This window comes from Thermaerobacillus caldiproteolyticus, assembly GCF_013761245.1.
Lineage (GTDB): Bacteria > Bacillota > Bacilli > Bacillales > Anoxybacillaceae > Thermaerobacillus > Thermaerobacillus caldiproteolyticus.
On the sequence record NZ_JACDUT010000016.1, the window covers coordinates 1 to 12,596 of the forward strand.

General features: G+C 39.0%; 14 protein-coding genes and 1 rRNA gene. 14 read left to right on the forward strand and 1 reads right to left on the reverse strand.

Going from position 1 to position 12,596, the window contains the following annotated elements:
- The 13 genes from rrf to rsmI all read left to right on the forward strand — a co-directional run.
- A 5S ribosomal RNA gene (rrf, locus tag HNR31_RS16865) occupies window positions 1-95 on the forward strand; the annotation flags it as partial.
- Window positions 96-436: 341 nt separating this feature from the next.
- Complete coding sequence (locus HNR31_RS16870; protein WP_181557356.1) at window positions 437-1,165, forward strand: amino acid ABC transporter ATP-binding protein; 729 nt, start codon at window positions 437-439, stop codon at window positions 1,163-1,165.
- Between the two features lie 21 nt (window positions 1,166-1,186).
- Entirely contained in the window at window positions 1,187-1,990 is an 804-nt protein-coding gene (locus HNR31_RS16875) for a glutamate ABC transporter substrate-binding protein (RefSeq protein ID WP_181557357.1), read from the forward strand.
- Between the two features lie 59 nt (window positions 1,991-2,049).
- Window positions 2,050-2,703: an amino acid ABC transporter permease gene (locus tag HNR31_RS16880; protein WP_181557358.1), complete on the forward strand. Its 654-nt coding sequence runs from the start codon at window positions 2,050-2,052 to the stop codon at window positions 2,701-2,703.
- A gap of 13 nt (window positions 2,704-2,716) precedes the next feature.
- On the forward strand, window positions 2,717-3,394 hold the full coding sequence (locus HNR31_RS16885; RefSeq protein ID WP_181557359.1) for an amino acid ABC transporter permease: 678 nt from the start codon (window positions 2,717-2,719) through the stop codon (window positions 3,392-3,394).
- Between the two features lie 166 nt (window positions 3,395-3,560).
- Window positions 3,561-3,761, forward strand: a complete 201-nt coding sequence (locus tag HNR31_RS19020) for a sigma factor G inhibitor Gin (RefSeq protein WP_309505743.1) — start codon at window positions 3,561-3,563, stop codon at window positions 3,759-3,761.
- A gap of 68 nt (window positions 3,762-3,829) precedes the next feature.
- Window positions 3,830-5,257, forward strand: a complete 1,428-nt coding sequence (locus HNR31_RS16895) for an aminotransferase class I/II-fold pyridoxal phosphate-dependent enzyme (RefSeq protein ID WP_309505744.1) — start codon at window positions 3,830-3,832, stop codon at window positions 5,255-5,257.
- A gap of 28 nt (window positions 5,258-5,285) precedes the next feature.
- Complete coding sequence (tmk, locus tag HNR31_RS16900) at window positions 5,286-5,918, forward strand: dTMP kinase (protein WP_181557361.1); 633 nt, start codon at window positions 5,286-5,288, stop codon at window positions 5,916-5,918.
- A gap of 83 nt (window positions 5,919-6,001) precedes the next feature.
- Entirely contained in the window at window positions 6,002-7,006 is a 1,005-nt protein-coding gene (gene holB, locus HNR31_RS16905) for a DNA polymerase III subunit delta' (protein WP_181557362.1), read from the forward strand.
- A complete protein-coding gene (locus HNR31_RS16910) occupies window positions 6,999-7,826 on the forward strand; it encodes a PSP1 domain-containing protein (protein ID WP_181557363.1) in 828 nt (275 codons plus the stop codon). Before holB ends, HNR31_RS16910 begins: the two co-directional genes overlap by 8 nt.
- Window positions 7,827-7,840: 14 nt before the next feature.
- The gene (yabA, locus tag HNR31_RS16915; protein ID WP_181557364.1) at window positions 7,841-8,203 is read left to right on the forward strand and encodes a DNA replication initiation control protein YabA; all 363 of its coding nucleotides are present in this window, start codon (window positions 7,841-7,843) and stop codon (window positions 8,201-8,203) included.
- 74 nt (window positions 8,204-8,277) lie between these two features.
- Window positions 8,278-9,024, forward strand: coding sequence for a tRNA1(Val) (adenine(37)-N6)-methyltransferase (locus HNR31_RS16920; RefSeq protein ID WP_181557365.1), 747 nt, complete (start codon window positions 8,278-8,280; stop codon window positions 9,022-9,024).
- Between the two features lie 17 nt (window positions 9,025-9,041).
- Window positions 9,042-9,911: a 16S rRNA (cytidine(1402)-2'-O)-methyltransferase gene (rsmI, locus tag HNR31_RS16925; RefSeq protein WP_181557366.1), complete on the forward strand. Its 870-nt coding sequence runs from the start codon at window positions 9,042-9,044 to the stop codon at window positions 9,909-9,911.
- 37 nt (window positions 9,912-9,948) lie between these two features.
- On the opposite strand, the gene HNR31_RS16930 is transcribed toward rsmI, so the two are convergent.
- Window positions 9,949-10,233, reverse strand: coding sequence for an AbrB/MazE/SpoVT family DNA-binding domain-containing protein (locus HNR31_RS16930; protein WP_181557367.1), 285 nt, complete (start codon window positions 10,231-10,233; stop codon window positions 9,949-9,951).
- A 417-nt stretch (window positions 10,234-10,650) separates the two neighbouring features.
- On the opposite strand from HNR31_RS16930, the gene metG reads away from it, so the two are divergent.
- The gene (metG, locus tag HNR31_RS16935) at window positions 10,651-12,588 is read left to right on the forward strand and encodes a methionine--tRNA ligase (protein ID WP_181557368.1); all 1,938 of its coding nucleotides are present in this window, start codon (window positions 10,651-10,653) and stop codon (window positions 12,586-12,588) included.
- Window positions 12,589-12,596 lie beyond the last annotated feature (8 nt).

The window sequence follows — 12,596 nt, forward strand, 5'->3', positions numbered from 1 at the left end:
TCACACCCGTTCCCATCCCGAACACGGAAGTTAAGCTCTCCAGCGCCGATGGTAGTTGGGGCCAGCGCCCCTGCGAGAGTAGGTCGTCGCTAGGCGATAGTGAGAGGTAAAAGGACTGATTAAGTGATTCACTTAATCGGTCCTTTTTTCTTTAGGCAAACAAACTACTAGCAGTCTAGTCTTGTCATTTTGTGTTTAAATTTGCTCTCTACGTTCTATTCCATCTCATCGTTTTTTATCTCATGTTCAACTCAATCTGCTATTTTTTTATGATTATAAATAAATTTGAAAATTTGTAAAAGATATTAACAACTTGTTTGACATTCCTACTTCAAACCAGATATTTTTTAAAAAAAACTTGCAAAAATAGGACTTCTCCTGCGACAAGTGAAATAAACATGAAATGAAGGACAATCATTTGAGAAGGAGGGAAGATATGATCGTATTTCGGAACGTCAATAAATACTACGGTACTTTTCATGTGTTGAAAGATATTAACCTTGAAGTGAATAAGGGAGAAGTCGTGGTTATTATCGGTCCTTCTGGTTCAGGGAAGAGTACAATGTTACGGTGTATTAATCGTCTTGAAGCCATTACAAGTGGCGAATTGCTTGTTAATGGTGTAAAAGTCCATGATAAACATACGAATGTTAATGAATTGCGAAGAAATATCGGTATGGTCTTTCAACACTTTAATCTGTATCCTCATAAAACCGTTTTGCAAAATATTACGCTAGCTCCGATTAAAGTTCTTGGACAGTCGAAAGAAGAGGCGGAAAAAACAGCAATCTACTATTTAGAAAAGGTAGGAATTCCTGATAAAGCTCATGCGTACCCTTCCCAACTATCGGGCGGACAGCAACAAAGAGTAGCTATTGCAAGAGGATTGGCAATGAAACCGAGCATTATGTTATTTGATGAACCTACTTCAGCTCTTGATCCTGAAATGATCGGTGAAGTGTTAGATGTCATGAAATCTCTAGCGAGAGAAGGAATGACGATGGTCGTAGTGACGCATGAAATGGGATTTGCTCGCGAAGTGGCAAATCGAATCGTTTTCATGGATGAAGGGAGAATTATTGAAGAAGGAGAGCCGACGCAGTTTTTTGCTAATCCGAAGGAAGAAAGAACGAGAGAATTTTTAGGAAAAGTGTTAAATCATTAACCAAAGTAAGGGGGATGTCAAGTGAAAAAACTTATCAAATGGGTATGTATTAGTTTTCTTTTTTGTTTAGCCGTTGCCTTTGTAGGCGGGTGTAGTAAGTCGACAGATGAAAATGCCAATGTGAATGCATTAGAAAAAATAAAAAAACGCGGAAAATTAATTGTCGGTGTAAAAAATGATACGTACTTATTCGGCTATAAAGATCCGAAAACAGGGAAAGTAGAAGGATTTGATATCGATATTGCGAAGGCGTTAGCCAAAGATATTCTTGGAGATGAGAATAAAGTAGAGTTTAAAGAAGTAACGTCTAAAACTCGCATTCCAATGCTGAAAAACGGGGAAATTGACGCGATTATTGCTACGATGACGATTACCGAAGAACGGAAGAAAGAAGTAGATTTCTCGGATGTATACTTTGATGCTGGACAATCATTGCTGGTGAAAAAAGGAAGTCCGATTAAAAGCGTAAAGGACTTAAAAAAGGGAACAAAAGTGTTGGCGGTCAAAGGGGCCACGTCTGTAGATAATATCAAAAAAGTGGCTCCGGAAGTGGAAGTGTTAGAATTTGAAAACTACGCTGAAGCATTCACCGCTTTGAAGTCTGGAAAAGGCGATGCACTTACGACGGATAATGCGATTTTGTACGGGATGGCCGCACAAGATCAAAATTATGAAGTAGTTGGAGGGACATTTACGGAGGAGCCATATGGAATTGCTGTAAAAAAAGGAGAAAAAGAATTTGTTCAGCGCATTAATGAATTTTTGAAAAAATTAAAGGATAGCGGAGAATATGACAAGATTAAAAATAAATGGATTAAAGAATAGATGAGCGTTAGGGATGGGCGAATAGCCCATCCTTATATGTAAAGTAAGGGGGGAAGTATATGCTTGATTTCTCCATTTTGACCGATTATTTTGACCTTTATTTACAGGGATTGTTGAATACGATCAAGATTAGTTTAATAGGGCTTGGGGGAAGCTTTGTTTTAGGAACCATCATTGCTGTGATGAGAATTGCTCCTGTACGAATAGTCAACTGGATCGGAGCTTGTTATGTTGAATTTATTCGGAATATTCCGCTTATATTAATTGCTTTCTTTTTTTATAACGGTTTAAGTGCTTTTCATATTAATTTAAGCGGATTCACTGCCGGAACGATTGGGTTGTCCATTTATACAGCTGCGTTTATAGCGGAAGCAATAAGGGCCGGCATTCAATCAGTCGACAGAGGGCAAATGGAGGCGGCTCGTTCGTCAGGGCTTACGTATATCCAAGCAATGAAATATGTCATTTTGCCGCAAGCGATTAAAATTGTCATTCCGCCCATTGGTAACCAGTTTTTAAACCTTGTGAAGAACTCGTCCATTTTAGGTGTTTTTGCAGGCTTTGACCTTATGTATTTTGGTGATATGATTCATGAAAAAACGTATGTCACCTTTGATACATACATCTTCGTTGGAGCTTTTTATTTACTTTTAACGATACCATTAAGCTCTTTTGTTAGATATCTTGAACGGAGATTAGCAAGAGGTTACTGAAAGGGGGATTTGCATGGATTTTTCCGGCGCTTATTCTGCAGATCATCTCATTTATTTAGGAAAAGGTTTTATCGTGACGCTAGAAGTTGCCTTTATATCTATCATATTCAGTTTTATTATCGGAAGCCTTGTTGGTACATTGCGGTATGCCGACATTCCCGTACTATCAAAAATAATGGCTGTCGGTGTGGAAACGATTCGTAATTTACCACTTTTACTCATTATTTTTTTCACCTATTTTGCCTTGCCAGAAGTAGGGATCCAATTAAGCATATCGCTCGCTACCATCGCTGCATTGACGGTGTTTGAGTCAGCGATGATTTCGGAAATTGTTCGGAGCGGCTTATCTTCCATTCCAAAGGGACAAATTGAGGCAGCAAGAGCCTCAGGATTGACTTATATACAGACCCTATGGCATATTATTTTGCCGCAAGGTTTGAAAAGAATGATTCCCCCGCTAGTGAGCCAGTTCATTTCTTTGTTAAAAGATACATCGTTAGCAATTGTTATTTCTCTTCCGGAATTGTTGCATAATGCGAAAGTCATTTACAACGGAAATGTCAATTACGTAACGCCGATTTTGTTGCTGACGGCTCTAATGTATTTCGTGGTGAACTACATGTTGTCTTTACTTTCCCTTGCACTTGAACGTCGACTTGACAGAGATGGTAAAATAAAAATAGCCTCATAGTCTATAAAAAGCAAGCATAGCTCTTGCTTTTATTTTTTTGACCAAAATGAATATAAAATCATTGCGTGATTTATTGATTTTCTACAACAAATTAGCGAAAAACACATATCTTGTAAGTATAGAAACTTATAAAAAAGGGAAGGATGAAGGGTGGGAGGTGGAGAAGGTGTCGTCGACAGCCAATCATTCTGTGGGGGAAATATGCATTGTTTGCGAACAGCGAAAAGAAAAAGGGATTCGCATTTATACACAGTTTCTTTGCGTAGACTGTGAAAAAGAAATCATTCAAACAGAAACAGATGATCCGAAATATCGTTTTTATCTACAACAATTAAAAAAAATCACAAATCGAGAAATATATTCATAGGTCCTATTAATGGGGCCTGTTTTATTTTAATATATTTATTGAAGAAGAAAAAAGGAATGTGGTCAAACGTGAGTGATAATCAGCAAAAAACACCTTTATATACCGCTTTAAAGCGACATACTGCAGCAAATCCTTTATCTTTTCATGTTCCTGGCCATAAGTATGGAGCCGTATTTCCAAAAGCGGCACGGGGGGACTTTGAGCGTTTATTACAAATTGATGTGACTGAGTTGAGAGGACTAGATGATTTGCACCACCCGGAATCCGTCATTGCCGAAGCACAGAGGTTGACGGCTGAATTTTATGGGGTGGATGAAACATTTTTTTTAGTCAACGGCTCAACGGTTGGTAATTTGGCGATGATTTTTGCGACATGTGAAGAAGAGAAAAAGGTGATTGTTCAGCGGAATTGTCATAAATCCATCATTCATGCTCTTCAGTTAGTGGGGGCGACTCCTATTTTTCTTCCACCGGAATTTGATCAAGATGTTTGTGTTGCTTCTTACGTTGCATATGAAACGGTAAAAGAGGTCATTGAACTTCATCAAGATGCGAAAGCGTTAATTTTGACGAACCCCAACTATTACGGTATGGCGATCGATATGACCGAAATCGTAAACATAGCCCATTCTTATGAAATTCCTGTGCTCGTTGATGAGGCGCACGGGGCCCATTTTATACTAGGCAGCCCGTTTCCGAAAACGGCTATCGCGTGCGGGGCAGATGTCGTCGTTCAATCGGCTCATAAAACGTTGCCGGCGATGACGATGGGTTCGTATTTACATGTCAATAGTTCATTCGTTGATAAAGAAAAACTGAAATATTTTTTACAAGTATTTCAGTCGAGCAGCCCTTCTTATCCCATTATGGCGTCGCTGGATGTAGCAAGAAGTTATTTAGCTAGTCTATCGCAGGACGATATTAATGAAATTGTCCAGCAAATTCGTTTGTTTAAAGAGTTGTTGAAGGAAATAGAAGGGGTAACCGTCGCAGAATCAACGGATCCATTGGTTACGACCGACTTATTGAAAATTACAGTGCAAACAAGAAGTTCCTTATCCGGTTATGAGCTGCAAGTACGATTAGAGAACGAAGGAATCTTTACCGAATTGGCGGATCCGTTGAATGTTTTATTTGTGTATCCGCTTGGATTGCTAGAGAATGTGCATGAGGTTGTAAGGAAAATAAAAAATGCATTCCAAGGTTTACGTCATCATGAACGAGAGTTTCGTCCATTTTCATTTCCAACGACTTCTTCTATCTCCTATAAGCATTTACGAAATGTAGCTAAAAAAGTGATCGATTTAGAAAAAGCGGAAGGGTTTGTGGCGGCAGAAACAATCATTCCGTATCCCCCAGGTGTTCCTTTACTGCTTATGGGAGAAGTCATTCATAAGGAACATATCGAGCGTCTTATCGAATTGCAACAACATCGTTCCCATTTTCAAGGTGGAAAATTTTTATCTTCGTATCAAATTGAGGTATTTGAACGATAAAAGTTTTGTATGAGAAAGGATGACAACGATGCCAGGACATTTTTTTTCATTTGAAGGACCAGAAGGAGCAGGAAAAACAACAGTTATAACAAAGCTGACAGCATTTTTAAAAGAAAAAGGGTTCGATGTTGTCTCGACAAGGGAACCAGGGGGGATTGAGATCGCTGAGGAAATTCGCGCGATCATTTTAAATCCGCTACATACGAAAATGGATGGACGCACTGAGGCACTGCTTTATGCGGCTGCAAGAAGACAGCATCTTGTGGAGAAGATTATTCCGGCTCTAGAAAGCGGAAAAATTGTGTTATGTGACCGCTTTATTGATAGCTCCCTAGCTTATCAAGGATTTGCGAGAGGATTAGGGGTCGATGAAGTATTAAGCATTAATCAATTTGCGATTGACAAGTATTTTCCTTCGCTTACGGTGTATTTTGATTTAGACCCTCAGATTGGTTTAGAACGAATTGAGAAAAATCAATCGAGAGAGATCAATCGTCTTGATATGGAAAGTTTGTCGTTTCACAATAAAGTACGACAAGGATATTTGCAGTTGGCGGAACGATTTTCCGACCGGATTGTTACAATTGATGCTTCGAAGTCGATAGACGAAGTGTTTGACATGACAGTAACGATCGTGATGGAAAAAATTTCGAGAAGATAAAAGCGGTTCTTTCATGAAACAGAACATGATGAAATCATCAAGACATGTTAGAATAACAATAAAAAGATAAGAGAGTGATGAACGTGGCTGTTGTATGGGAACAGCTTGAACAATATCAGCCTACAGTTATGAAAATGCTCGCCAAAAGCATTGAAAAAGGACGGGTGGCTCACGCATATTTGTTTGAAGGGCAACGGGGGACGGGAAAAAAAGAAGTAAGCCTCTTATTTGCGAAAAGTTTATTTTGTCTGAATCGAAAAGGATACCAACCTTGTCATGAATGTAGAAATTGTCGAAGAATCGATTCCGGAAACCATCCAGATGTTCATGTTATTGAGCCGGATGGGCAGTCGATTAAAAAAGGGCAAATCGAAGCACTGCAAGAGGAATTTTCAAAAACGGGTGTCGAATCCAATCAAAAGCTCTACATTGTTGAGCACGCTGATAAAATGACGACCAATGCAGCCAATAGTTTATTGAAGTTTTTGGAGGAGCCGCATCCGGGAACGACTGCTATTTTATTGACGGAACAATATCACCGCATGTTATCAACGATTATTTCTCGATGTCAAGTGTTATCGTTTCAACCATTACCACCGACAGTCCTCGCTACGTATTTACAAGAACAACAAATTCCACCTCACCTCGCCCTTCTTGCCGCCCATGTCACGAACAATCGGGAGGAAGCGCTCGAACTAAGTCGAGATGATTGGTTTGCGCAAGCGCGAAAAATAGTGTTACAATTATATGAAGCGCTCAACAAGAGCGATTTACGAGCTCTTTTTATCATACAACAACAGTGGATTCCGCACTTTCAAGAGAAACAGCAAGCGGATTTAGGATTGGATTTATTATTGTATATATATAAGGATATGATGTATATCCAATTAGGCGAGCTAGAAAAAGTGATTTACCGTGACCGGATGAACGATTTACAGCAATGGGCAATGGCCTGTTCACAAAAACGGATCATTGAAAATATGTCGATCATTTTGCAGGCGAAAGCGCGTTTAAATACAAATATGAATGTGCATTTGTTAATGGAGCAACTTATCCTCAATTTAAAGGAGGGAAGGGCATTTGTATAATGTAGTCGGTGTTCGTTTTAAAAAAGCCGGGAAAATTTATTATTTTGATCCAGGGGAATTAACGATTCCAAACGGAGAATTTGTCATCGTGGAAACCGTTCGCGGTATTGAGTTTGGCAAGGTTGTTATTAGTAACAAACAAGTGGGCGAGAACGATATTGTGCTACCTTTAAAGAAAGTGATTCGCATTGCTGATGCGAAAGATAAGCTTGTTGTCGAAGAAAATAAAAAAGCGGCACAAGAGGCGTATCACATTTGTTTGAAAAAAGTAGAAGAGCACGGTCTTGAGATGAAACTTGTGGACGTGGAATATACATTTGATCGCAATAAAGTCATTTTTTATTTTACAGCCGACGGACGAGTCGATTTTCGCGAGCTTGTCAAGGATTTGGCTGCGATTTTCCGTACGCGTATTGAATTGCGGCAAATCGGAGTGCGGGATGAAGCGAAAATGCTTGGGGGAATCGGGCCATGCGGAAGAATGCTTTGTTGCTCTACTTTTTTAGGAGATTTTGACCCTGTGTCCATCAAAATGGCCAAAGACCAAAATTTATCATTGAATCCGACGAAAATTTCCGGTCTTTGTGGCCGGTTAATGTGTTGCTTAAAGTATGAAAATGATGAATACGAAACAGCGAAGGAACAACTTCCTGATTTAGGAGAGTACATTGAAACTCCTCACGGTCTTGGAAAGGTGATCGGGTTAAATATTTTAGAAAGAGTGCTACAAGTGGAGTTACCGGAGCATGAGCGAGTGGTAGAATATACAATCGATGAATTAATCAAAGAAGGAGCCTTATCGATTCAAGCCACAGATTAATGAGGTGGATTTACGTGGATAAGAAAGAGATATTTCAATCGGTAACAAGTATGGAAGAACAAATTAGCCATTTGTACCGTCAACTTGTTGAACTGAAAGAACATCTTGCTCAACTGCTTGAGGAGAACCAACGTTTACACATGGAAAATGAACATTTGCGCCAGCGACTTGAGCAAATAACTGAGGAAACAATGGTGATAGAAAGAAAAGGAAAATCCAACAAACATAAGCAGGAAAGAAAGTTAATTGATATCGGCGAAGGATATGATAACTTAGCGCGGCTCTATCAGGAAGGGTTTCATATTTGCAACGTTCATTATGGAAGTGTTCGAGAAGGAGATTGTCTGTTTTGCTTATCTTTTTTAAATAAAAAATAAAATAAGGAAGCGATAAAGCCTTTCCAAATAAGGAGAGGCTCTTTTCTTGAAGATGGTGAAAGAGGGTATGGCAAGTGATTGAGCTATATGATGATGAAAGACTGGATTATCTTTTAAATGAAGACATGAGGATTATTCAAAGCCCGTCTGTTTTTGCGTTTTCTTTAGACGCTGTGTTGTTGGCGAAATTTGCGTATATGCCGATTCAAAAAGGGCAAATTGTTGATTTATGTACGGGCAATGGTGTCATTCCTCTATTATTAAGTAAAAGAACGAAAGGGAAAATTATTGGTGTTGAAATTCAAGAACGCCTTTATGACATGGCGAGGCGAAGCGTCCAATATAATCAATTAGAAGAGCAAATTGAAATTATTCATGGGGATATTAAGGATATGCCGCGTCAACTAGGGTATAGCAAGTATGATGTAGTGACGTGCAATCCTCCATATTTTCCGACCATTAGTGCTGATGAGATGAATAAAAATCGGCACTTTGCGATTGCCCGTCACGAAATTTACTGCACATTAGAGGATGTCATTAAAGTAAGCAGCCAATTGTTGAAACAAGGAGGAAAAGCGGCATTTGTTCATCGGCCAGGGCGCTTGTTAGATATTGTGACGTTAATGAGACAATATCGGTTAGAGCCGAAACGATTGCGCTTTGTTTATCCGAAAATGGCGAAAGAGGCGAATACGATTTTAATTGAAGGTATCAAAGATGGAAGTCCTGATTTAAAAATTTTACCGCCTCTTATTGTATATAATGATCATAATGAGTACACAGATGAAGTGAAGCAAATCTTGTATGGAACTTCATCGTAAAGGAGTAAAGAAGAGATATGCTTTGGCAACAAAAAAGTTTTGTAAAGGATGAAGGCGGGATTTTGTATATTGTCCCTACACCGATTGGCAACCTTGAGGATATGACGTTTCGAGCGTTGCGTGTGTTAAAAGAAGTAGATGTCATTGCCGCAGAAGACACAAGACAAACGAAAAAATTGCTGAACCACTTTAACATTTCCACACCCGTGATTAGCTATCACGAGCACAATAAATACACCAGCGGTAAAAAGATTGTCGAATGGTTGCGGGAAGGAAAAACGGTTGCTTTAGTAAGTGACGCCGGAACACCGGGGATTTCTGATCCTGGGTATGATCTTGTTTTAGCGGCCATCGAAGAAAAATGCACCGTCGTTCCGTTGCCGGGAGCGAATGCTGCCGTAACAGCGTTGGTCGCGTCAGGATTACCGACGAATCATTTTTATTTTTTCGGGTTTCTTGAACGGGGAAAAAAAGAAAAGAAAAAGCAGCTAGAAGCATTAAAGAATATTCAGGATACGATCATTTTTTATGAAGCCCCGCATCGATTAGAGGAAACCGTAACCATGATGTATGACGTGTTTGGTGAACGTACCATTGTGTTATGCCGAGAGCTGACGAAGCGATTTGAAGAGTTTATTCGCGGCACGATGAGCGAAGTCGTTGATTGGGTCAAAAGCAACGATATTCGTGGCGAATTTTGTATTATTGTTGAAGGAGCAAAAGAAACAGGAGTCGTGAAGGATGAATGGTGGCAGTCGCTTTCTATTATCGAACATGTCGATTACTATATTCACGAGAAGAAGTTCAGTTCGAAAGAAGCGGTCAAACAGGTGGCAAAAGATCGTAATATGCCGAAACGGGAAGTATATCAAGAGTATCATCAATAAAAAAGTTTCTCTAGAAAAAATCTAGAGAAACTTTTTTTTATTTTGTCATTTGTAAATGTTCTTGGATTTCTTTAAGAAGAATTTCAGCACCTTCGCGGCTTAAAATGATTTTGCCACCAGCAAGCTTGAAGTTGTCATCAGAAACTTCGCCAGTAACAACACATGTCATGTTTGGTTTATATTTTTTCAAGACGATTCGTTCATCGTCAACGTAGATTTCTAACGCATCCTTTTCAGCAATATCTAATGTACGACGCAATTCAATCGGAATTACGACACGGCCTAATTCATCCACTTTACGCACAATACCTGTAGATTTCATTGAATGCTCTCCTCTCTATTAAATAGTTTTCTATTTTGTTAGGATTTTATTCGTCAATATTCGACAAATTTCCTACAGCATAATCATATCAATGTTTCCATTATGAGTCAATCCTTTTATATGTAAAATTAAAAAAAAATGTATATTATTTTTCTACAAAATGCAGGTCTTTGTAAGAATAGAGATAAAAAAGAAAAAATGTTTATTTCTATAATAGTAATTCGACAATTTTCTGCTTTATATGACCTTTCCAGAAGATTGTATTGACAGAAATGAAAATTTTTATGTATATTTTGCTGAGATAGGAGAAATAGATGTTTTTGTAGAATGTAAAAAATCGTGTAAAATATAAAGTAGTTGATCGCTCTCGTCCTTTGGGCGAGGGCTTTTCTTCTAACAGGTAAGGAGGTATTAAGGATGGAGAAGAAAACGTTTTATCTTACCACCCCAATCTATTATCCGAATGGAAAGTTACATATTGGCCATGCGTATACAACCGTAGCGGGTGACGCAATGGCTCGCTACAAGCGTCTTCGCGGTTATGATGTCATGTATTTAACAGGTACGGACGAACACGGACAAAAAATTCAACGGAAGGCCGAGGAAAAAGGAGTTACTCCTCAGGAGTATGTTGATGAAATTGTAGCAGGGATTCAAGAGTTATGGAAAAAGCTTGATATTTCCTATAACGATTTTATTCGCACGACGGAAACACGTCATAAGGAAGTTGTTGAGAAAATTTTTGCTCGTCTTGTTGAGCAAGGAGATATTTATTTGGACGAGTATGAAGGATGGTATTGTACGCCATGTGAATCGTTTTATACAGAACGGCAGCTTGTCGAAGGCAATTGTCCAGATTGCGGGGGGCCAGTAGAAAAAGTAAAAGAAGAATCGTATTTCTTTAAAATGAGCAAATATGTTGATCGCTTGCTTCAATATTATGAAGAAAATCCAGAGTTCATCCAACCGGAGTCGCGAAAAAATGAGATGATTAATAACTTTATTAAGCCGGGGCTTGAGGACTTGGCTGTTTCACGTACAACGTTTGATTGGGGCATTAAAGTTCCAGGAGATCCAAAACATGTGATTTATGTATGGATTGATGCGTTAACTAACTATATTACGGCATTAGGCTACGGAACAGAGAACGATGAGAAGTTTTTAAAATATTGGCCAGCAGATGTACATTTGGTTGGAAAAGAAATCGTGCGTTTCCATACTATTTATTGGCCGATTATCTTGATGGCGCTAGATTTGCCGCTCCCGAAAAAAGTGTTTGCGCACGGTTGGCTTTTGATGAAAGATGGAAAAATGTCTAAGTCAAAAGGAAATGTTGTAGATCCTGTCACTTTAATCGATCGATATGGATTAGATGCGTTGCGCTATTATTTACTTCGCGAAGTGCCATTTGGCTCAGACGGAGTATTCACGCCAGAAGGATTTGTCGAACGCATTAATTATGACTTAGCGAATGATTTAGGTAACTTATTAAACCGTACCGTTGCGATGATTGAAAAATATTTTGATGGCGTTGTTCCGCCGTATCGTGGCGCAAAGACGGAATTCGACAATGCTCTTGTCGAAATGTCGAAAGAAACGGTGAAACAGTATGAAGAAGCTATGGAGAAAATGGAATTTTCTATCGCTTTGACAGTTGTATGGCAGTTAATTAGTCGCACGAACAAATATATCGATGAAACGCAACCTTGGGTGCTAGCAAAAGATGAGGCGAACAAGGAAAAATTAGCTTCTGTTATGGCTCATTTAGCTGAGTCGCTTCGTCATATTGCGATTTTGCTACAGCCGTTTTTAACTCGTACGCCGGAGAAAATTTTTGCTCAACTCGGTATTACTGAAGAAGAATTAAAACAATGGGACAGTTTATATCAGTTCGGTCTCCTAAAAGAAGGCACAAAGGTAGCGAAAGGGGAACCGCTCTTCCCTCGTTTAGAAATAGAAGAGGAAGTAGCGTATATTAAGGCTCAAATGAAAGGTGATCAATCAACTAAAGAAAAGCCAAAAGAAACCGCACCAGAGATTACCATTGATGATTTTCTGAAAGTCGATTTACGAGTGGCCCAAGTGTTACACGCAGAACAGGTGAAAAACTCCGATAAACTGCTGAAACTACAACTCGATCTTGGCTATGAGAAACGACAAGTTGTTTCAGGAATTGCTCAATTTTATCAACCAGAGGAGCTTATTGGGAAAAAAGTGATTTGTGTGACGAATTTAAAACCAGTCAAATTGCGTGGGGAACTATCTCAGGGCATGATTTTAGCTGGAGAAGAAAATGGGGTACTTTCTTTAGCTACGGTTGATGAAACCCTTCCAAATGGAGCAAAAATAAAATAATCATTTGT

Coding starts and splice junctions, on each gene's coding strand:
- HNR31_RS16870 (WP_181557356.1), top strand. CDS start 437: ATGATCGTATTTCGGAACGTCAATAAATACTACGGTACTTTTCATGTG.
- HNR31_RS16880 (WP_181557358.1), top strand. CDS start 2,050: ATGCTTGATTTCTCCATTTTGACCGATTATTTTGACCTTTATTTACAG.
- HNR31_RS16885 (WP_181557359.1), top strand. CDS start 2,717: ATGGATTTTTCCGGCGCTTATTCTGCAGATCATCTCATTTATTTAGGA.
- tmk (WP_181557361.1), top strand. CDS start 5,286: ATGCCAGGACATTTTTTTTCATTTGAAGGACCAGAAGGAGCAGGAAAA.
- rsmI (WP_181557366.1), top strand. CDS start 9,042: ATGCTTTGGCAACAAAAAAGTTTTGTAAAGGATGAAGGCGGGATTTTG.
- HNR31_RS16930 (WP_181557367.1), bottom strand. CDS start 10,233: ATGAAATCTACAGGTATTGTGCGTAAAGTGGATGAATTAGGCCGTGTC.
- metG (WP_181557368.1), top strand. CDS start 10,651: ATGGAGAAGAAAACGTTTTATCTTACCACCCCAATCTATTATCCGAAT.